Source organism: Streptomyces sp. NBC_00873 (genome assembly GCF_045207415.1).
In the GTDB taxonomy this organism is placed as follows: Bacteria; Actinomycetota; Actinomycetes; order Streptomycetales; family Streptomycetaceae; genus Streptomyces.
The window spans coordinates 8,651,876-8,672,206 of record NZ_CP108803.1; the positions used below are offsets into that span (position 1 = coordinate 8,651,876).

The 20,331-nt window shown below is 67.8% G+C and carries 17 protein-coding genes and 6 pseudogenes; 14 read left to right on the forward strand and 9 right to left on the reverse strand.

All coding sequences use genetic code 11. The features are described from left to right. Positions 1-103: 103 nt before the first annotated feature. Positions 104-541, reverse strand: coding sequence for a hypothetical protein (locus OH809_RS40120; RefSeq protein ID WP_406416131.1), 438 nt, complete (start codon positions 539-541; stop codon positions 104-106). A 75-nt stretch (positions 542-616) separates the two neighbouring features. Further along, positions 617-919 (reverse strand): annotated as a pseudogene (locus OH809_RS40125) (AsnC family transcriptional regulator); the annotation flags it as partial. A gap of 88 nt (positions 920-1,007) precedes the next feature. Here OH809_RS40125 and OH809_RS40130 point away from each other — a divergent pair. The 3 genes from OH809_RS40130 (at position 1,008) to OH809_RS40140 (ending at position 3,389) form a co-directional block, all read left to right on the forward strand. Continuing rightward, positions 1,008-1,613, forward strand: a complete 606-nt coding sequence (locus OH809_RS40130; RefSeq protein ID WP_406416130.1) for a hypothetical protein — start codon at positions 1,008-1,010, stop codon at positions 1,611-1,613. Next, on the forward strand, positions 1,610-2,452 hold the full coding sequence (locus OH809_RS40135; protein WP_406416128.1) for an amidohydrolase: 843 nt from the start codon (positions 1,610-1,612) through the stop codon (positions 2,450-2,452). The genes OH809_RS40130 and OH809_RS40135 overlap by 4 nt, the downstream gene beginning before the upstream one ends. Before the next feature lie 76 nt (positions 2,453-2,528). Beyond that, positions 2,529-3,389 carry an FAD-dependent monooxygenase gene (locus OH809_RS40140; RefSeq protein ID WP_406416127.1) on the forward strand — a complete coding sequence of 287 codons (861 nt, stop codon included), beginning with the start codon at positions 2,529-2,531 and terminating at the stop codon, positions 3,387-3,389. A gap of 339 nt (positions 3,390-3,728) precedes the next feature. Here the strand turns inward: OH809_RS40140 and OH809_RS40145 are convergent, their stop codons facing one another. After that, positions 3,729-4,460, reverse strand: coding sequence for an SDR family oxidoreductase (locus OH809_RS40145; protein ID WP_406416125.1), 732 nt, complete (start codon positions 4,458-4,460; stop codon positions 3,729-3,731). Positions 4,461-4,625: 165 nt separating this feature from the next. Between OH809_RS40145 and OH809_RS40150 the strand changes: the two genes are divergently transcribed. The 5 genes from OH809_RS40150 to OH809_RS40170 all read left to right on the forward strand — a co-directional run bounded on the left by OH809_RS40150 (position 4,626) and on the right by OH809_RS40170 (position 6,959). Beyond that, positions 4,626-4,754, forward strand: coding sequence for a hypothetical protein (locus OH809_RS40150; RefSeq protein WP_406416121.1), 129 nt, complete (start codon positions 4,626-4,628; stop codon positions 4,752-4,754). A 236-nt stretch (positions 4,755-4,990) separates the two neighbouring features. Next, entirely contained in the window at positions 4,991-5,224 is a 234-nt protein-coding gene (locus OH809_RS40155; RefSeq protein WP_406416120.1) for a hypothetical protein, read from the forward strand. Beyond that, entirely contained in the window at positions 5,211-5,390 is a 180-nt protein-coding gene (locus OH809_RS40160; RefSeq protein ID WP_406416118.1) for a hypothetical protein, read from the forward strand. The genes OH809_RS40155 and OH809_RS40160 overlap by 14 nt, the downstream gene beginning before the upstream one ends. Positions 5,391-6,165: 775 nt before the next feature. Further along, on the forward strand, positions 6,166-6,609 hold the full coding sequence (locus tag OH809_RS40165; RefSeq protein ID WP_406416116.1) for an SRPBCC domain-containing protein: 444 nt from the start codon (positions 6,166-6,168) through the stop codon (positions 6,607-6,609). After that, positions 6,606-6,959 carry an ArsR/SmtB family transcription factor gene (locus OH809_RS40170; protein ID WP_406416115.1) on the forward strand — a complete coding sequence of 118 codons (354 nt, stop codon included), beginning with the start codon at positions 6,606-6,608 and terminating at the stop codon, positions 6,957-6,959. Before OH809_RS40165 ends, OH809_RS40170 begins: the two co-directional genes overlap by 4 nt. 19 nt (positions 6,960-6,978) lie before the next feature. On the opposite strand, the pseudogene OH809_RS40175 reads toward OH809_RS40170, so the two are convergent. Next, a pseudogene (locus OH809_RS40175) lies at positions 6,979-7,982 on the reverse strand (IS5 family transposase). A gap of 913 nt (positions 7,983-8,895) precedes the next feature. On the opposite strand from OH809_RS40175, the gene OH809_RS40180 reads away from it, so the two are divergent. Beyond that, complete coding sequence (locus tag OH809_RS40180) at positions 8,896-9,225, forward strand: antibiotic biosynthesis monooxygenase family protein (protein ID WP_406416114.1); 330 nt, start codon at positions 8,896-8,898, stop codon at positions 9,223-9,225. Positions 9,226-9,961: 736 nt separating this feature from the next. Here OH809_RS40180 and OH809_RS40185 read toward each other — a convergent pair. Further along, positions 9,962-10,189: pseudogene (locus OH809_RS40185) on the reverse strand (transposase); the annotation flags it as partial. A 274-nt stretch (positions 10,190-10,463) separates the two neighbouring features. On the opposite strand from OH809_RS40185, the gene OH809_RS40190 reads away from it, so the two are divergent. Together OH809_RS40190 and OH809_RS40195 are read left to right on the forward strand one after the other, a co-directional pair. Next, a complete protein-coding gene (locus OH809_RS40190) occupies positions 10,464-11,060 on the forward strand; it encodes a TetR/AcrR family transcriptional regulator (protein WP_406416112.1) in 597 nt (198 codons plus the stop codon). Continuing rightward, positions 11,057-11,425, forward strand: a complete 369-nt coding sequence (locus OH809_RS40195) for a DoxX family protein (protein WP_406416111.1) — start codon at positions 11,057-11,059, stop codon at positions 11,423-11,425. The genes OH809_RS40190 and OH809_RS40195 overlap by 4 nt, the downstream gene beginning before the upstream one ends. Positions 11,426-11,495: 70 nt before the next feature. Here the strand turns inward: OH809_RS40195 and OH809_RS40200 are convergent, their stop codons facing one another. Beyond that, entirely contained in the window at positions 11,496-11,753 is a 258-nt protein-coding gene (locus tag OH809_RS40200; RefSeq protein ID WP_406424706.1) for an ATP-binding protein, read from the reverse strand. Then, positions 11,723-12,328 (reverse strand): annotated as a pseudogene (locus tag OH809_RS40205) (ATP-binding protein); the annotation flags it as partial. The pseudogene OH809_RS40205 and the gene OH809_RS40200, both read right to left, overlap by 31 nt. A gap of 89 nt (positions 12,329-12,417) precedes the next feature. Here OH809_RS40205 and OH809_RS40210 point away from each other — a divergent pair. Together OH809_RS40210 and OH809_RS40215 are read left to right on the forward strand one after the other, a co-directional pair. After that, positions 12,418-12,711 (forward strand): hypothetical protein, encoded by a 294-nt coding sequence (locus tag OH809_RS40210; RefSeq protein WP_406416109.1) that lies wholly within the window; start codon positions 12,418-12,420, stop codon positions 12,709-12,711. A 317-nt stretch (positions 12,712-13,028) separates the two neighbouring features. Continuing rightward, positions 13,029-15,245: a S8 family serine peptidase gene (locus tag OH809_RS40215; RefSeq protein ID WP_406416107.1), complete on the forward strand. Its 2,217-nt coding sequence runs from the start codon at positions 13,029-13,031 to the stop codon at positions 15,243-15,245. Positions 15,246-16,040: 795 nt separating this feature from the next. Here OH809_RS40215 and OH809_RS40220 read toward each other — a convergent pair. Further along, the gene (locus OH809_RS40220) at positions 16,041-18,227 is read right to left on the reverse strand and encodes a M64 family metallopeptidase (RefSeq protein ID WP_406416105.1); all 2,187 of its coding nucleotides are present in this window, start codon (positions 18,225-18,227) and stop codon (positions 16,041-16,043) included. A gap of 344 nt (positions 18,228-18,571) precedes the next feature. Here OH809_RS40220 and OH809_RS40225 point away from each other — a divergent pair. After that, a pseudogene (locus tag OH809_RS40225) lies at positions 18,572-19,347 on the forward strand (IS256 family transposase); the annotation flags it as partial. Here the strand turns inward: OH809_RS40225 and OH809_RS40230 are convergent. Beyond that, a pseudogene (locus OH809_RS40230) lies at positions 19,348-20,107 on the reverse strand (SDR family NAD(P)-dependent oxidoreductase); the annotation flags it as partial. It lies immediately after the preceding pseudogene. Between the last annotated feature and the right edge of the window lie 224 nt (positions 20,108-20,331).

Genomic DNA, 20,331 nt, shown 5'->3' on the forward strand with positions numbered 1-20,331 from the left:
ACTTTGCTCCAGGGTCGCGTCCGCGGAGCGGTGGAAAAGGCTCGACGCGGTAGTTCCGGGGGGAGGGGGGATGGTACGCGCTTCCTCGAGTGCTGCGGTGATCTCACCGGAACTCTTGTAGAGGGTGGTCGGGGGCTCCAGGAGGGCTCGGCGGAGGTCCTGCCGGGTGCGCAAGGCCTGCGGCGTCATGGTGAAGCCGCTCCAGCCGGGGGAGGCGTGGTCCAGGACGGCCCACACATTGCGCAGTTTGTGGATCGTGCACTTCTGCCTCAGGGCGAGATCGGCTGGACGCCGATGCGGCCCCAGCCTCGTCGAGCAGATGGCCCATGCGTTTGGCCGTGTGCAGGCCGACGATGCGGTCGGTCACCATGAGGGTGGGCAGACGGGCGCACAGGGCGGTCTCGCGCCGCTGGATGTCACCGAGGTCGTGCACCCAGAGCGTGCCGAAGATGTTCGCGGGACCGGTCACAGCCGCGACCAGACGGCACTCGGGCAGGGCGGCGAGGGTGCGGTGGACGGCGCCGATGTCCCGCGCGGGCACCTGGCCGAGCAGGGAGACCGGGACGGGATGCCCGGCGAGCGCGGAGGCGATGTCGCAGCGGAAGGTCAGGACGTCGGCGTCCGTGAGACGGTGCAGGCGGCGGCGGACGGTGGCCGGGCTGGTGGCTGTCCGCTCGGCGAGTTCGGCCAGGCCGAGGCAGCCGTCGCGGGCAAGCTCGTCGAGCAGGGCCCGGTCGACGGAATCGAGTGCGAGCGTACGGACCGGCTCCCGCGCCCCGCCGAGCTGCCGAGCGCCGTCAACTGGGCGGGATCCAGAGAGCGCAGCTGCCTGCGGCTGACCTCGACATACAGCGACGTGGCTAACAGACAGCTCACCGAGACGATGCCGGACAGCCGGTCCAGCTTCTCGTTGAGGAATCGGCTGAGCGAGGGCAGGTCCGGCGCCAGCACATCGAGGAGCAGGCGGCGCTGCCGGGCCCGGTCAGCTCGATCGGAGGCCGTCCGCTGTGACCCTCGCTGTCGGAGTGACGCTCCAAGGCGCCCTGGTCGGCTTCTTCCCGCTCCTCGTGGGCATCCTCCGCTCCCGGGCACCCGAGCGGAACCGCACCGGAATCTCCCTCCTCGTCGGTGTCCTGCTCGTCGCGATCGGCGTGGGCGGCCTCGTGGCGGGCGCGCTCAGCGAGCGCCACGCGGAAGCCGGACTGTGGACGGCCGTCCCGGTCGCCGCCCTCGCCGTGGTGGCCGGCTTCGACCTGCCCGACAGCGACGCACCGCGCGGCGGGCGCTTCCACTACGGGGCGGTGGCGCTGCTCACCGCGGGCCTGGTGGCGCTCGTCCTGGTCCTCGCGCAGGGCAGTACGTGGGGCTGGGGCACGCCGCGCACGGTCGCGCTCGCCGTCGCGGCCCTCGCCGCCCTCGCGGCCTGGGTGGCGGTCGAGCGGCGGTCCGCGCATCCCCTGGTCAGCGTGCGGATGCTGAGCAATCCGCGCCTCGCGATGGTCAGCGGCTACACCTTCTGCGCCGCGTTCGGCACGATCGGCTTCCTCGGCAGCCCACGCGAGGCCGACGCGACGTACGGACAGAAGCCGGCACAGAGCGGAGAACTCGCATGACGCTCACCCCGGGCATGCACAGGACGGTGACCGAAGCGGTGCGCTCCTGGAGCGAACGGCTCGTGGCCCTCAGCCACGCACTGCACGACGAACCCGAGACCGCTCTCCAGGAACACCGCTCGGCGGCCAGGATCGCCGGCCTCCTGGAGACGGCCGGCTTCACCGTCAACCGGGGCGTCGCCGAACTTCCCACTGCACTCGTCGCCACCCACGGATCCGGCGACCTCGTCATCGGGTTCTGCGCCGACTGCGACGCCCTGCCCGGCATCGGCCATGCCTGCGGGCACAACGTCAACGGAGCCGCGGCCGTCGGCGCCGCGCTCGCACTTGCCGCCGTCGCGGATGAACTCGACCTGACGGTCAAACTGATCGGCACGCCCGCCGAGGAGGACATCGGAGGGAAGGTTCTCCTCCTCGATGCCGGAGTCTTCGACGATGTGGCTGCAGCGATGATGGTGCACGCCGCCCCCGACGACAGCGTCGGTGCCTCCTCGCTCGCCATCGGGGCCTGGGACATCACCTACCGAGGCAGGCCCTCGCACGCCGCGCTCGCGCCCTGGGAAGGCATCAACGCCCTCGACGCGATGACCGTCGCCCACACCGCCGTCGGACTGCACCGTCAGCAACTGCCGCCCGGTGTGGTCGTGCACGGCATCGTCACCGACGGCGGCCAGGCCGTGAACGTCATCCCGGCCCGCACCCGCGCGCGCTGCGAAGCCAGGGCGCTGATCGTGGAGCAACTCGCCGAGGCGTGGCAGCGGGTGCGCGCCTGCTTCGAGGCCGGCGCGCTCGCCACCGGCGCCGAGCTCGAACTGCGACCGCATGGAAGGGATTTCTAGTTAGGCCGACCGGCAATTGGGGCGCAGCTCGACCCCGTTCCCATCCGGGTCGAGCACGACGGGGGAACGCCGGCCCATGAGCCTTGACGAGTTGTGGGCGAGCATCCGCCGCGTGCTCGGCGCCGACCTGCCGCTCGGCCCGCCCACCGGCGAGGGACCACACGTGCTGCGCCGGCTGAGCGGCGGGAACACCCGAGTGGCCGAACGATTCCGGGACCGCCGGGTGTTCCTCGTCGGCGATGCCGCCCATGTGTATACCTCAGGGGGCGGACCCGGGCTCAACCTCGGCCTGCAGGACGCGATCAACCTCGGCTGGAAACTCGCCGCCGAGATCCACGGCAGCGCCCCACCCGGACTGCTCGACAGCTACGAGACCGAACGCCGGCAAGCCGCTCACCGGGTGGTCATGTACGCCCAGGCGCAGGCCGCGCTGACTGCGCCGGGCAGTGACGTCACCGCGCTGCGCGAGCTGTTCAACGAACTGCTCGGCCACCGGAACACCGTCCAGCACCTCGCCGACCTCACCGCCGGCACCGACATCCGCTACGACATGGGCTGCCACCACACGCACCCCCTGGTCGGCCGGTTCGCACCGGACATGGAACTGCACACCCCAACCGGGGCGGTCCGGCTGACGGAACTGACCGGAACCGCACGGCCGTTGCTGCTCGACCTGACCGAAGACACATCGGTTGCCGGGGCGCTGGCCGAGTGGCACGACCAGGTGGACATCGTCACCGCACAGCCCCAGCCGACCGCGCCTGCAGCCACCGCCCTGCTGCTTCGTCCCGACTGCTACGTGGCATGGGCATCGGCGTCGTCCCGCCCGGACTCGGCGGACCTGGATGCGCTCCGGTCGGCCATGCAGCGGTGGTTCCGGCCTGCGAAAACTGCCCCCAGCGGGCGAGAAGACTCAGAGCGACATCAACCTTGTTGAGCCGTCAATCGCATGGGGAATCTGAGCACCCCTGGGGAAAATCACAGATCAACCGACCTGCGACAGGCCCTGAAGGCTTGATGAGTGCCGTGGCCACGCGAACTGACTCGGCACGTGCGCGCCTTGTGCGAGCAGCGATCGGACGGTGGCGAGGCCGATCCCGGAGGAGCCCTCGCGTGACGACAGCCACAGAGCACTTGAGCGAAGGTTCATCGGAATCCGTACGCGGCGCACAGTGGGCGGCTGCGGTGTCGAATGTCCGGCGTGGGACCGGGCCGGAGGTGGTGGAGTCGTCGGAGCGGAGGTCAACACGGCTGAGCGCTGGAGGTCGCGGCTGGTTCAGGAGAGCCAGTCGGTGTAGTGGGTGGGGGCGATGCGGGCGTCGTTCCGGGCCGTGAGGACATCACCGTGGACGGCGGCGAACATGCCGGCGGTGTCATCGGCGACGACGGAGCGCCCGTCGCCCTTGGCGGTGAGGGTGAGCCGGCCGAGTTCGTCGAGGGGATAGACGTCGGGGCCTGCGATGTGGAGGACGTCGTTGAGCGGGGTGCCGGCGGCGACTTCGGCGACGATGCGGGAGACATCCGCGGCCGCGATCGGCTGGAGTGGCGTATGCGGCAGGCGGACGGTCTCGCCTTCGGTGGTCTCGGACATCACTGCGTCGATGAACTCCATGAACTGCGTGGCGCGGACGATGGAGTACGGGATCGGGCCGGCCTTGAGGATGTCTTCCTGGAGCACCTTCGCCCGGTAGTAGTCCAGGTCGGGCACCTGGTCCACGCCGACGATGGAGAGGATGACGAAGTGCCCGACGCGGCCCTTCTCACTCGCGGCGAGGAGGTTGTCCATCGACGTCCGGAAGAAGGCAGGCGAGGCGTCGTCGAAGGTCGGGGAATTCGTCAGGTTGATGACGGTTTCGGCGCCCGCCACGGCATTATCCAGGCCCTGGCCGGTGATGACGTCCACGCCTGTGGACAGGGAATGCGGGACGGCCTGGTGGCCGGCCGCGTTCAGGTTCTTCACGACCCGCGACCCGATCAGCCCGGTTCCGCCGATGACTGCGAACTTCATTGCATGGTCCTTCCGTCGATGACAATGTCCGATATATGCCTTGGTGGCGCCAACTTCACCCAGGCCGCGCGGCTGGCGCAACCGCACGGCGTCTCACCCATCTATCTCGCCAAGCAGCCCCCAGTCGTCTCGCGCGCCGGGCTCGTGCATTGATTGCCGGGAAAGATGGGCGGTTACGTCCTGACTCGGTCACCCGTGTCGATCACGGTGCTCGACGTCGTCGAAGCAGTCGACGGGCCTGGCCTCCGTGGCTTGGCCGGAGCGCCGGATGCCTGGCCGCCCGAAGCCAGGTGATACCAGCTCGGACGATCACGATGTGCGTTCGGGCCATTACCGCCACTGCGCTCTCCCGCGAGCGCAGGCTCTTCTCGAGTGGCGCGAGACGGTACTGCGCCATCGTGACGTCAACCGCGTCCACGCGGGTGATCACGCAGGCCCATGCCGCTGGTCGCCTTGCGTTGGGGTGAGGCCGAGCACAGCCTCGTAACGTCCAGGAGAGACGCCCAACACAGCACGAGGAGTATTCGACCATGGCGGTATGTGAAGTCTGTAGCAATGACTACGAGAAGGCATTCGAGGTGCGTGCGGCAGGGGTTCTTCACATCTTCGACAGCCTTGAGTGCGCGGCCCAACGGATCGCTCCGTCCTGCGAAAACTGTCAATGCCGGATCTTGGGGCATGGCCTCCAGGCGAACGGCCAGTTCTTCTGCTGCGCCCACTGCGCACGCCAGAAAGGTCACGCACAACTGGTTGACCACGCTTGAGCGAACGCCAGATTCCTGCCTGCAGCAGGTCGCCTCGGTGTTCGGTTACAGACAGCCGTGCCACGAATCGTCATGGGCGGTCGAAGCCACCTGTGACTTTGTCGAGTTGCAGCGGCAGGGAATGGTGCTCTTTCGTCCGTCGGATGGTTTCGACGGCGCGGGCTGAACAGTGGCCCATCGTGCCGGCGCACCGATCCGCCGGCACGACCGGATGGCGCCGCCCCGGGCCCGACACCATCCCGCGCTGCGAGCGATGCCGCGGGCCAGATCCATGAAGTCCAGCAGTCGGCCACCTTTGGGCCGCCCAACGGGCGGACTCTTCCATACTGGCGTAGCTGTCCGTCGACAGCGTCAGGGGACCGCGGCAGGCCGTCAGCACGGCTTACGCCAGGCCCCGTGATGCCGGACCTGGGGAACAGTCACCCAGCAGCACCAGCTTGCACGCCACGGCCTGCCGGATGACCTCTGTCTGCAACTCCGGGATGACTGCCCTCGTGGGGGCGAGGAGTCGACCGGCAGGGAGGAAACGCTGCACCGGGTGAGGTGTCGTGCCTCACCCGGTGCGGTCGAAATGCTCAGCCGGCTGCGTTCAGAACGTCACGACGGTCCGGTTCGCGGGCTCCGGCCGCATGCACCGCCGCTCCGAGGGCGGACTGAGCGCTTCCGCGCCTGCGTCGGCATCGCCGCGGCCCCCATGTGCCACCGACGCCTCGTCCTTGCGGATGAGCAGTGTCGGTCGACGTGAGGCGGCTCCGACGCTGTCGGCCCAGTCGCGGAAGGGCGCTGCCTCAGGCTCGGACGCGGTTTGCTCGCGTGGTGGTGCAGGTCATCAAGGTCCGGCCACGCGACGACGATCGAGATGCAACTCTTGGGTTGCGCGTGGGGGCCTCGACGTGCAACTCTGGAGTTGCATCCGATGGTGACAGTGAAGGAGTCCCCTCATGAGCGAGGACCGGATCGAACGCGAAACCCTGATCGAGGCACCCGTGGAGCGGGTCTGGTCGCTGGTGGCAGACCCCGGGTTCTGGGTGGCCGACAAGGCGAGCCTGCCCGGCATCGCGGCCAAAGAAGGCGAGTCGGTGGTGGCGAAGAATGCCGAGTACGGCGACTTCCCGGTGCGCGTGGAGAAGGTCGAGCCGCCGACGTACGTGGCGTACCGCTGGGCCAGCGCGTTCCCCGGCGAGGAACTGCACGAGGACAACAGCACCCTCGTGGAGTTCACGTTGACCCCGGAAGGCGACAAGACGCGGCTCCGTGTCGTCGAGAGCGGGTTCGCGGCGCTGGCCGGGTCCGAGGAACTGCGCAGCAAGGCGGTGAAGGACAACACCGGCGGCTGGCCCCAGGTGTTCGAGGCGCTCAAGACGCGCGCTGAACAGTCCGCGTGACGGACGAACGTCGCGGCGGCGGCGAGTCGGTCGACAGCGTTCTCGTCGCGCTGGCCGACCCGACGCGACGTCAGCTGCTTGATCTGCTCGCCGCACAGGGCGAGGTCACAGCGACGAAGCTCGCCGAACGAGTGCCCGTCTCGCGGCAGGCGGTGGTCAAGCACCTCGCCGTGCTGGACGCCGCCGGGCTGGTTTCCGGCCGCCGGGTCGGACGCGAGGTGCGGTACGCGGTGCAGCCCGCGGCGCTGGACGCGACAGCGCGGTGGATGGCCACGCTCGCGGCCGACTGGGATCGCCGGCTGGCGGACATCAAACGCATCGCTGAGGCAGCGGAGCGGGATTCGCGCTAGGGCGCGTATCGGGTCGTGATCAATGGGTGGTCCGGGTGAGGTCTTTGATCCAGATCATCGAGGCGCGCAGGTGGAGGCCGGCGAGGTAGCTGTCCGGGGTCTTGTCGTAGCGGGTGGCGATGCCTCGCCAGGCCTTGAGCTTGTTGATCAGGCGTTCGACGGTGTTCCGCTCTTTGTAGAGGTCCGCGTCGTGACTGACGGGCCGGCCGCCCCTGCTGCCCTTCTTCGTCCGATTGGCGGCTTGGTCCTTCTTCTCCGGGATGACTGCTTTGATGCCGCGTCTGCGCAGGTGGGCCCGGTTACCGCGGGATGAGTAGGCCTTGTCCCCAGCGACCGCGTCCGGCCGGGTGCGGGGGCGGCCGACGGGCCCGCGGACCCGTATCTTCCCCAGCACGGGGATGAACTGCGGGCTGTCGGCGGCCTGTCCCGCGGTCAGGACGAACGCCAGCGGGCGGCACTTGCGGTCGGCGGCGAGGTGGACCTTGCTGGTCTGCCCACCTCTGGAGCGTCCGAGGAGGGCGGCCTTCAGCCGGAGTTTTCGGCGACGCCGGATGCGTCGTCGTTCTTCCCGCTCGGGATCGTTTTCGGCGTCCTGCCCGGTTTGTTCTTCGAGGCCGCCCCCTTTGACCTGGCCTTCTCCTCCTCGGCGGCGGCCTTCTCCAGCGTGGTGATGACGTCCTGGTCCAGATGCATCCCGGCGGCGTCGTGGTGAGCCCGCGCGGTGGTGGAGTCGACGCTGACCAGGGACAGGTCCACCTCGCCCCGCTTCGCGGCCTCCGCGATCAGCCCCTCCAGCAGGGCCTCGAAGACGCCGGCGTCACGCCACTGCCGGAAGCGGTTGTGGACGGTCGACCAGGCACCGAACTCCTGCGGCATCTCCCGCCACTGCCCGCCCGTCCTGAACCGCCAGATCACCCCCTCGAACTGCTGCCGCAGCCGCTCGGGGTACGGGCCGTACTCGCCGATGGGCAGGTACGGCTCGATGAACTCCCACTCCGTGTCCCTCAGTTGCACTCGCGTCACGCAAGAACACCTACCGGTCCAGGCCCCGCCGCGAAGGCGAATCCCGCAGATTGATCACGACTCGATACGCGCCCTAGTGCGCTGATCACAGACGTTCACGGTGTGGGACGACACGCCGCCCGGCCTGCCGGCTGGGTGGCGTGCCGTCCATGTGGCAGTGGGTCGGAGTCCGCTGACGTCCGGGCTTTGACAATCCACGGAAGGAACGTGTGATGCTCCTCAACGGCAAGGTTGCAGTGATCTTCGGCGCTGGTGGCGCGGTGGGCGGTGCCGTCGCGCGTCAGTTCGCCGAGGAACGCGCGACAGTTTTCCTCAGCGGTCGTACGTCGACGTCCGTGCAGGACGTCCAGCGAGAGATTGTTGCCAAGGGGAGTGCCGCTCACGCTGCGCAGGTCGAGCGACCAACGAGTCCGACATCGAGGGCTACCTCGCCGAGGTGGCCGGTCGGGCCGGGGCGCCTCCCGGGGGCCGGACATGGAGGTGACCAGGCATCCACGGTGGCGGTGAACGCCGGTTTCGCCCTCAGGTGGCTTCGTTCACCCCAGCAGCAGCGTGTGTCGTTGAGTTCCAGCAGCGGTTGGTGGGGGCACCGGCTCGTGGTCTCGGTCGTCATACCGGGACACTAACCTCGAGCTTTCACGTGGTGGGGCGTCCGGTACCTGATCGGAAACGCGAAGAGTGCTCCTGACCTGCAGCGATGGGACTTGTCCAGGGTCCAGGTCGACGCCGGCTGACCGGCAGGGGCTACACGCGCGATCACGTACTCCGTACGCTGCGGCCATGAGCTTTCGGCGTAGCAGCGGGCGCCGCCACGTGAACCCGGTGCCGGTCCCGATCCGGGCGACGCCCCACGAAACGGCGTCATGCACGAGCCGCTCCGTGTCTGCCCACCGCCGTGCGGCAAGATGAGGCCATGAGCGTAGTCAAGATCAACGTACTGACCGTCCCCGCCGAGCAGCAGGAGACGCTGGAGAAACGCTTCGCGTCCCGTTCCCATGCCGTGGAGAACTCCGACGGGTTCGAGTGGTTCGAACTCCTCCGCCCCGTCGAAGGCACCGACAACTACCTCGTCTACACGCGGTGGCGTGACGAAGCGTCCTTCCAAGCCTGGATGGAAGGTCCCATGAAGGCCGCCCACCAGGGCAGTGGCGCGGAGAGCGGCGAACGTCCCAAGCCAGCGGCAAGCGGGTCCACACTGTGGTCCTTCGAGGTCGTGCAGCAAGCGGCGCCGACAAACACGTAGACAAGACGTCCCGCGAACAGCTCCGGCAGCGCCAGTGAGCGCTTTACCGCCCAGCACGGTCGGATGCGCGAAGAAGCGCGCCTGCCGGGTGGTGTGGGTGTCACCAGGCCGTTCTCAGGCGCAGGGTGAGCAGGTCACCGGTGAGCGTCGCCTCGAAGTCGATGCCGCTGTCGATCACCACACCGAATCGGCCCCGCCTACCGGCGGGGCCGTTTTGTGTTCTGCGGGCAGCACCCGCACACAGGGGCGGCGAGCACGCAAGAACCCCGCCGGCGGGGGACGCGGCGGGGTTGTCATCAGTGTGACAGGCGAGCGCGCGAATGTGTCCGCTTTGCCGCGCCGCGTACTGCCGAGCGGGGCAGGCCGCGCACGAGCGGGCGGGCCGAGGGGCAGCAGACCAGGCCAGCAGGCAGGGAGCCGGGAAGCGAGGCGAAGGGTGGGACGACAGGGCGGGCAGGCCACGCCGGGCCATCAGAACATAAAGCCTCTTCCTCCGGTTACCGCGGAGAACGGCACCGACCGGACCACACACGTCCTGCCCTGGCAGAGATCGCCCGCCGGGCCCATCAGAGATCCAGAACCTCTAATTGCTATCGAATTAGAGGTGTCGTCGAGCGAAAAGGGCTTGCCCATGGGGCCTTACCGGGCAAAACGCTCAAGATCACAGAAGGGGGGTTCGCACCTCCGGTAATACCTCCGGTGCACCTTTGGATCCCCCCTGTGAAGACAACCGTGGGTGCAACCCATTCACGGCCCGCCACCGCTGCTGGGCGGACTCGACGAGCTTGAAGACCATGGCCAGGACGGCGGTGCGGGAGCCGGCGCCGCGGGTGACCTTGGTCCACACCCGGACCGTGGCGAAGATCGACTCAATGGGGTTCGTGGTGCGCAGGTGGATCCAGTGCTCGGCCGGGAAGTCGTAGAACGCCAGCAGCTGGTCCTGGTCGTCGCTGATCTTTTTGACCTGTGTCACCGGGCCCTGTCGGCCCGCGTCCCTGACAGGCGTGGTTCGGAAGGGCCCGGCTCCTTTGTGGATCAGGTGGGGCTGTTGTCCGTGCGGTAGGCCCGGATCCGTAGTTCAGACACCAACCACAAAGAGTCGTGGGGTAGCACAGTGGGCCTTCGCGAACCACCCCGTGCTGCCGTCGCCGCGTTCGTCCCGGCCCCTGGCCTCCGTTCTGAAACCGTGCTGACCGACACTATTGCGTCGGTGTAGCCGCGCCGACTATCTTCTGAACATGTTCACTGAACGTGTTCAGGTAACTCGCGCCGAACGAAAACGGCGGACCGCCACCCGCATCATCGAGGCCGCCGAAAGACTCTTCCAGGAGCGTGGCTTCCAGGGCACAACGGTGCGGCAGATCGCGGCGGAGGCGGGTGTTTCCGTGGGTGCCGTCATGGCGGTGGGGGACAAGGAGTCTCTGTTGAGCCTTGTCTACGACCAAGCCATCGCTGCCCGCATCCCCGCGCCACCGGCGGCGGAGTCCGCAGCCTCCGCAGTCGACTACCTGGCCCATTACTTCGACCCGTTCCTCGATTTGTTCGCCGAGAACGACGAACTCGCGCGCTCGTACTTCCGGACCCTGACCCGAGGTCAACCCGAGAACGCGGCCCTCGGCGGGCTGCGCACGCTGACCGAGGACAATCTCACCGCCGCGATGGTGAAGGCGGGAATACCCGACCACCGCGCCCGGCAGGGTGCGCAGGTGATGTTCACCAGCTACCTGGGTGAGCTGATGCTGCTTGCCGCGGGATCCACCGACCGGCAGCAGACGGCAACCGGGATCCGGCGCACCGCCGAATTCGTCACCGTACACGAAGAGAATGGCCGATGACCCTCTCTGAACTCCCGTCTCCCTTCTGGCCAATCCTGATCCTGCTCGGGATACAGGCGGGCGACGCCGCAATGATGCTCCGTCCACCGAGATTCATCGTCGACTGCCTGGACGGCGTACGGTTCCCGCGCGACTGGTGGTGGGCGCTGATCACCTTCAAGGCGGCCTCCGTAGTGGGGCTCATCGTCGGGCTCTGGGTGCCCGGCGTCGCCATGACGACCACTGCTGCGATCGTTGTCTACTTCCTGGCGGCCGCCGCATCCCACATTCGCGCGCGAGCCTTGAACTCCGCGTTCTGGGTCAACTGCCTGGGCATGCTACTGCTGTCCCTGGCTGTGCTCACGGTGAGCTTCGTGCGGCTGTAACTCACCACGGGCGCTGTCGTTGTGACAGTGTCGGGATCGCCCTCAGGCGCGAAGTCACAGGGGTCCTCCATCAGTGGTTTTCGCGTTCGTCGCAGGTGGCCTGGAGCCGGTAGGACTCGGTGCCGGTCTGGAGCAGAGTGCCGCGGAAGGTGAGGCGGTCAGCGATGGCCGCGCAGAGCTGGCGGTCGCCGAACGTCTTCTCCCACTCAGCGAACGGGGAGTTCGTCGCGGCGCCGTGGCCTTGCGTTCCTCCCGCTCCGTGAAGATCTGGAACGGCAGCTTGGAGCCCTTCTTGTCCAGGTTCGCGTAGCCGAACTCGTCCAGACACAGAAGGTCGACCTTGCTGTAGCGGGCGATCACCGACGAGAGGCGCTTGGCGGCCTTCGCCTCGGCAAGCTCGTTCACCAGGGCTTGCGTGGTGGTGTAGCGGACGGTCAGTCCGGCCTCGGCGATCGCGGTGCCGATCCCGATGAGCAGATGAGACTTGCCGGTACCTGAGTCACCGATCATGACTAGCGGGCGGCCCTCGCGGACCCAGGAGGTCGCCTTCAGGTCGGCGACGACCTCGGCCTGGACATTGGGGTTCTTTTCGAACCGGAAGTCCTCCAGCCGCTTGGGCCTTGGGAACTTCGCCGAGCGGATGAGCCGCTGCTGGCGGCGGACGTCGTGGTCGGCGCGTTCGACCTGCAGCAGGTCCAGGAGGAACTGCTTGTAGGTCATCTGCTCGCGCCGGGCGGTAGCGGCCAGCTCAACGAACCTTTCACGGACGGCGGGAAGCCTCAGGTCCCGGCAGGCTTCGTCGATCGCCGCGTCCTCCGGGTCACCGGGCAGCGGCATCCTTGCGGGAGGGACCTGACCGTCCGCCACGGTCTCGGCGTCGTCGGCGGTCTTGCTGCGGCTCATGCGGTCGTGCCCTTCTTCCGTTTCGCGTTCGTGCTGGTCACCGGCGCAAGAAGCCGGTCTTCCACAGGCCCCATTACTCCATCAGCGGCATGTCACTCACCGAAACCTCGGGTGGCTCCCAAACCCACCGAGAATCCAGTGGCCACGAACTCAACCACCGCACTGGCTCCCAGACACCCCGACAGAACTCCATGGACGACCTCTTCGCATCTGGCGGCCTGCAGATCACTGACACCGCAACCGGCACAACGCTGCTGCCGGGCTGCTGCAACGAGCTGGACGAGAGGCGTCACTGGCTTGAGGTCGTCGACGGCAACGGCTGGGCCTCCTTCGGCCACGACCCCTCTCCGCTTGCTGAGCGGCACGGCGAAGTTGTCCGATAGACCGTGGGTCGGCCGACCTATCTGGCCGCGTCCGGACAGGACCAACGGCCGTTCCTCACCCGCTGGTTGCTCGCCACGGCCGTCCTGTTCCGCCAGCGGCGCCGGCTACGCGCTGCGCCGGTGGTGGGCACGGCGCCGGTAACCGGCCGCCCGCTGGCACGCACCGTCCATGGCACGTCCGCCAGCGCTGCCGCGTCACGGATCGCCCGGCTTCCGGTGCTTACTTCCAACGTAGATAGAAGTGTGTCCGCCGACGCCTTGATCCGCTCCGGAAGGAGGAATAGCATCCGGCGCAATCGATCTTGGAGGGGTTCGGAGTGTCGAACATAAAGCGCGTGAAGCCGGCGCTGATCGCAGCGCTGATACCGATAGTGGTGCTCGGCGTCGCCGCGCAGCCGGCGATGGGGCAGGTGCCCGTGCCACCGCCGATCAAGACCTACGAGGGAGATCCCGGCCGGCTCGGCGACGCTGTGAGCTGGCGCACCCCTGAGTTCAACCGGGACGCCGGCCTGGTGTCGATGGGAGCCGAATTCGCCTACGCCGCCGGCTACTCCGGCACCGGGATGAACATCGGCGTCGTCGACTCGGGCGTCTTCGCCGGGCACGTCCGGGAGCACGGAAGCCTGGACACGAACTACGCGGTCGGGGACCGCTACTTCTCAGTGGAGGCCCAGGGCGGCCAGACGGGCCCCACGCCGGGGTTCTACAACCCGGCGCTCAACGACAGCCACGGCACTCACGTCAGCGGGACCATCGGTGCGAGCCGCGACGGCGTCGGCGAGACGCAACCGGCCGGGCCGGATGCCAACATGCACGGCGTCGCGTTCAACAGCAACGTGTACATGGGCAACACCGGCAAGACGGACGGCGTGCTCTACGGTCTCCTGCCGGCGAACGCGACCGCCGCGCAGACGCCGGACGACGCCTACATCGGCGATGTCTACCGGGCCGTGAACTCCGCCAAGACGGCGAACGGCGAGCCCATCAAGATCATCACCAGCAGTTGGGGTAGCCAGCCCAAAACGGAAAACTACAACACGTATGACACGCCGCCCGGCAGCCCGGCTGGCTTCGGTCTGAACACGGCATGGCGCCTCTGGTCCACTCCGGACGGCGTCGTCGACGCGAACGGCAGCGCCGCCCACTGGCTGAACGGTGCCATCGAGGCCGCGCGTACCGGCACGGTCATCCAGTTCACCGCCGGTAACAGCGGCTACGTGAACCCGTCGCCGCGAGGCGCCGCGCCGTACTTCATGCCCGAGCTGGAGGGCAGCTGGTACACGACGTCGGGGATCAACCCCACCCAGGGGCGCACGTTCAACCCTGACGGCTCCGTCCTGGTCCCCGGCCAGCAGACGTTCAACCAGTGCGGCGTCGCGAAGTGGTCCTGCGTGACGGCGCCGGCCAACAACATCAACAGCACGACCGTGTCGGTCGTCAACGGCGTGCCCGAGCCCCGTTACGGCAGTTCGTCGGGGACGTCGATGGCCGGCCCGCACTCGGCGGCCGCACTGTCGTTGATCATGCAGCGCTTCCCGTACATGACCAACGAGCAGGCGCTCTACACGATGTTCACCACCGGCCGGCAGAACAACACGATCAGTGACGCGGCGGGCAACGCCGTGCTGAACCCCACCGGTGGGCAGATCGTGCAGGTGCCGGACAACCGCAACGGCTGGGGCACGGTCAACCTGCGGGAGGCCATGAACGGCCCAGGCCAGTTCCTGGGGCCGTTCGTCGTCGACACGCAGGGGCGCGACGACGTGTGGTCGAACGACATCTCGGACGTCGCGATCCGGGCCCGCCAGCAGGAGGACGCCGCCGAGGCGGCCGCCTGGGCGGCGACCAAGGCCGCCAAGGGCTGGACCAAGGGCCTGCCGGCCGGCGCGAGCGACGCTGACAAGTCGGACTACGCCATCGGGGTCCGCCGTGAACAGGCCCGCGAGGCCCGCGCCTACGAGGGCAGCCTCACGAAGGGTGGCGCCGGCACTCTGTTCCTCACCGGCAGCGAGACCTGGCACGGGACGAGCACCGTCCTCGACGGCAAACTCTCGGTCGTCGGCTCGCACGCGAGCGCTATCGACGTGCGCGGCGGAACGCTCGGCGGCAGCGGCACCGTGGGTGGCAGCATTAACGTCGGCCGCGGCGTGCTGCGGCCCGGTCTCACGGCCGATGAGGCCGCGCAGATCACCGGCGCTTCCGGCGCCGCAGGCAATGTCCTGAACATCGGCGGGAACGCGACCATCGGCAAGCAGGGTCGCATTGCCGTCACGATCTCCGGCGACCGGGACTACACGAGCGTCCGGGCGGCGGGGAACCTGGTGCTGGACGGTGAGCTGGACCTGGATGTGCGGGGCAACCTGACCCCGGGCACCGTGTTCACGATCATGAGCGGTAGCTCGATGAAGGGCGCCTTCCACGCGCTGCCGGAGAACCGGGCCCTGAACGTGGGCGATTACCTGTTCCGGGTGTCCTACAAGAACAACAGCATGACGCTGACCGTCATGGACGCGGTGCCGAACAACGGGCAGTAAGCCGTGACCCGTTAACTCAACTCGGCTCAGGGCCCCCGGGGAGAGTCCGCTTCGCCCGTTTTGATCACGGCGGTCTGGGAGGGGAAAACTCAAACGAGCACGGCACATGTGGATCACGGAGGTGTCTAAGCTTCAAGATCCGCAAGGTTGCCGTGCTCGTCTCTTCATCAGACTTTCTTCGTGGATACCCCGGCCTTCAGGCCGACGAGGAGACGAACCCCTGCGGAGCAGGGCAGGGAAAGCCGGCCAGGACCTCCACCATCAGCCCCGGCTCTGCCCGCACGTACACCTCACCAGCGTCCGTGCACCCTCGCCGCACAGCTGGCAACTCGGCCAGATACTCGGCGACCTGCGCCGCCAGGGAAGCACCGCGCCTCTGCGATAGAGCTATCCGCCCGTCCGGCAGACGAACAGCCAGCGCGCGCTGCCTCGTCGGCGGGCCGACGTAGCCGACCACCCCGTGTCCTGTAGCGACTCGTACCAGGCCAGCGCCACCTCCCGGTCGTCCGTCGCCGACACGGCCTGAATCGTGAAGGCGACGGCAGCCCTGCGAGAACGTCAAGCATGGCAGCACGCCGCTCCGTATACGGCCAACCCCGCATGTCCCGACCCGGCAACGCGAGCACGTCCCACACGATGAACAGCGCCGGATGCATCTCCGCCAGCCGCCGAGCCCGCTCCAGCGTTGATGCCGCCCGGGACTGGGCGGCCTCGAACTCGATCCGCTCGCCCACCACGACAACGGTGTCGGGCGGCGGTCCCCGGCGGGGACCACCGCCCAACCGCAGGATGGGCTCAGTCGCAGGCGAACCGGTTGTAGGGGACCTGGTAGGTGGCGTCGAGCTCATGGTCGTTCGTGCCGTTGGGGCCCTTGGCCTTCGCGTGCGGGGTCACCGTCGCGCTGCCGGTCTCGGTGGTCGGCTCGCCGGTGCGGAAGACCGCCGAGACCTTGCCGTCCGGGGGAACGTTCTTGAAGGTCTGCTCGCCGTAGGACGTCTTTACCGTGAGGTCGGCCTGGTATGCCGACCGGTTCCGGGCGGACACCTGGACCTGCGTCTGATCCTTGACGCAGAGGGTCACCGCGCTCGATGTGACGGGTATGGAGCCCGGCGGTGTCGGGTCCTTGGGGAGCACCGTGACGGTGAACTTCTTGGACGGTGCCACGTTGCCGGCGGCGTCGACGGAGCGGTACTCGATCTGGTGGGTGCCGTATCCGGGCAGCCGCTTGGCGAACGGTGAGGTGGACAGGCCTCCGGTGCCGAGGTTGCCGTAGATCAGATCGTCCACGTTCGTTCCGGTGGGAGTGAACAGGAACGGCTTGGAACCGTCCGTAGGCCAGCCGAAGTAGTGGAACCACCCGTCGCCGTCGACCCGGAATTCCGAGGTCAGTGCCCCTGGTTGGTCGTCGTGTGCCGTGAGGGCGAGGCTGAAGGAATCCTTGACGGTGTAGTGCGGCGTGCCGTCGCTGTTCTTCGAGACGCTGACCGGGTCCGACACAAGGTAGCTAGTGATTGCCGCCGTGTTGTCGACTGTCCACTGTTCGGTTGCCGCACGTGACGTGGGCTTGCGTGAATCGCTTACGCTGACGTCGACATGGTGGGTGCCCTTGCCGAGTCGGAGGCCGCCGAGGTCGAGGCTCGTCGAGTGCCCTACGACATGGCCGTCCAGCCGCCACACCACGTTCAGAGCGTGGTCGCGCGGGTGACTCGGGTCGACCCACAGGACGTCAGTCGCCCCGACGGGCCGCTCGGCGGGCGTCGCCAGGGAGATCTTGGGAGCATCGTCGTCGGCGAACGCTGCGGAGGGTGTCCCGACGGTCCACTCGCGCGTGGCCGTCATCTTGCTGCTGTCCCGAAGGGCGGGATCGCGGACGAAGTCCGTGTCGTCGACGACTTTCACACCGATCGTGTCGCCCGCGCGTGCGTGGAGGTCCCGCACATTGACGCTGCGGGCGTTGGCGGCGGTGCGGACCACCTTGCCGTTGACGCTCCAGGTGGCGTCGAGCTCGTGATAGACCGGGTGAACGGTGTCGATCCACAACTCGTCGGTGGGGCCTACGGGTTCATCGGTGGGCGTCGAGTCCTCGATGAGGTTGACGGCCCCCGACAGGCCCGCCGTCAACTGTTCACGACTCACCTGGTCCATGTAGTAGCCGAGCGTCTTCATCATCGAATGCCGGCTCGGCCGCCAGACGCCCTCGGTGTAGTACATGCCGCCTTCGTACCGGCCGATGGTGCCGCCCGATTCGCTCTTCTCCCCCAGCCAGCGCCACCACTTGGCCTTCTGGTCGCGCATCTGCTGCTCGGTCAGCAGGGTGTGATGGACCGACTTGGGTTCACCGCCGCTGTAGGTTCCGCTGGTCACTCCCCGGGAGTAGTAGTCGTACTCGTCCTGGAGATGGCCGAAGGAGTGGCCGAGCTCGTGCGGGGCGATCAGTGCCGACATGGCGTTGCCGCCGGTCGCTGTGGCGTACGAGCCGCCCGCGCCGCCGTAGGTGTCGCTGTTGGCCAGCGCGAGGATCTGATCCGCCTTCGGGGCCAGGGCCGCGTACTTCTTGGCTGCGTTGTTGTCCATCACGAGCAGCCGCTGGATGCCGTTCGTGGAGCAGCCGCTCCAGAGCTTCATCCCCAAAGGGGTGTTGCGCATCGGGGAATCCAGCTGAGGGTCGCAGCTGATCCCCGACTCCTGGGAGGGAGTCTCGACGGCGTAGACGTTGATGTAGTTCCGGTAGCTCTTGTAGGGCTCAAGGCCCCAGAGCACGTTCAGCTGTTGGTCGACCTGGTCGCGGAATTTGGGCATCTCGGACGCGGTGTAGCCGTCACCGAGCACCACCAGGTTCCAACGATTCGACGGGTCGCCGGTCACCTGGATCGGAACGACCGTCGCGTCGTCGGCCGCGGCGCTCACCGGAGCGGCGGCCGCCTGTCTTTCGGCACCCGTCGCGGCGGGCGCGGCGGCCATCGCGCCGAACGCTACAGCCACCGCAACAAGTGGAACCAATATGCGTTTCACAAGGAAGCTCCTTGACCTGTGTCCTGATCCGACGGGCCTTCATACGACTGCTTGCCATGAGGAAGTGTCAATCCTCTGGCTGCACAGAGATCTTGGTGGTGCGCACGGACTTCTGACACATGACCGAGGAGGAGGGGGTGCGACCCGTGGCTGTCCTGTCGTAGGGGACAGTCGGGAGCGCGACCAGGTGTGGAGCAATGTTCATTACCTGTGGATCGGCTCGGGAGGGCGCGCGAAGGGCGTACCTTCCCGAGTGATCGACTGACTGGTATCGATTAGGCCCGCGTTGCCGCGCGGGTCGGGAAGGCACGCCCGTGCTCAGCGTAGTCAACGCCGACGGCACCACTGCCAACGGCTCCTCCCTGATTGATGAGATCGTTCGCGAGGGTGCGAGGCAGATGCTGGCCGCCGCGCTGGAGGCCGAAGTCAACTCTTACATACCCGAGTTGACCGACGAGCGCGACGAGAAAGGCCATCGGCTCGTGGTGCGTAACGGCTATCACCAGCCGAGGAAGGTGACGACTGCGGCCGGGCCGGTCGAGGTGAGGGCGCCGCGGGTTAACGACAAGCGGGTCGACGAAGCCACGGGCGAGCGCAAGCGGTTCTCCTCGGCGATCCTTCCGCCGTGGTGCCGCAAGTCCCTGAAGATCAGCGAGGTACTGCCGCTGCTCTACCTGCACGGCCTGTCGTCAGGCGACTTCGTGCCCGCACTGGAGCAGTTCCTCGGCTCGGCGGCCGGCCTCTCACCAGCGACGGTCATCCGGCTCACCCAGCAGTGGCAGGCCGACCACCAGGCGTTCGGCGAGCGCGACCTGTCTGGCAGCGACTACGTCTACGTGTGGGCCGATGGCATCCACCTCGCATACGCCTGCGGGAGGCGAAGTCGTGCGTGCTCGTGCTGATGGGCGTGCGAGCGGATGGCACCAAGGAGCTGATCGCCATGAGCGATGGCTACCGCGAATCAGCCGACTCCTGGGGCGACTTGCTGCGCGATTGCCAGCGCCGCGGGATGCGCGCCCCCGTCCTTGCGGTCGGTGACGGCGCGCTCGGTTTCTGGAAGGCCCTGGCCGAGGTGTTCCCCGAAGCCCGCGGTGACGTACGAAGCGTCGGCAGATGCGAGGAACGCGACGTGGCTGCCGCTTCCTCGGGAGTGCCGAACCGCTTCGCGACGGTCTCGGCCACGCTGTCGGCCCGCCCCACCTGGTCCACGCGGTCCCACGCCGCCGTCATGATCGGACCCGGCACGATGGTGTTGACCCGCACCTGCGGTCCGTATTCGACGGCCAGTTGGCGGCCGAGCGCGCACAAAGCACCCTTGGCGGCGGCGTATGCGGGGTGCCCCGGAAGACCGATCGGCGCGTGGACGGAGGAGGTGAGCACCACCGAGCCGTTGCTGTCGCGCAGGGTCTGCGCGAAGGCGCGCACACCCAGCCATGCGGCCTTCAGCGTGACCGACACCTGGCCGTCCCACTCCGCCTCCGTCAGTTCGTGCGGGGGTTTGACGACCACCGCGTAGGCATTGCTGTGCAGGACGTCCGGCCGTCCGTACCGCGCATCGACGTGCCGGGCCAGCTCGTCCCACATGGGCGCGGAGGTCACATCTCCGTGCCAGTACTCGGCCCGGCCGCCTGCTTCGTGATGGCTGCGACCGTCGCCTTTCCCGCCTCGTCGGCGATGTCGACGGCGATCACCGATGCGCCCTCGACGGCGATCACCGATGCGCCCTCGGCGGCGAGGCGCCGTGCTGTCGCGGCGCCGATACCGGCGGCGGCACTGGTGATCAGCGCCACGCGGTCCTGGAATCTGGAGCCCGTCTGGTCGGTCACGGCGCACACCGCACCCCTAGACATTAATTATGCAAACATCTTGACAGTGGGCTTCAGCAGCCACAGGATCAGCGGCCAGGACGACATATAAGTTCACTGTTAAACGGCAGGAATGGCACGTCGTGTCGTCCTTGGGGTTGCAGGTGCCGGATGCGGCTGTGAAGTTTCGTCGCGCCCTGCAAAGCGCGCTCTTCGCACAGGTAAATCAGTCTTCCCTGGACGTACAGAATTGGAGCACAGGTGATCAG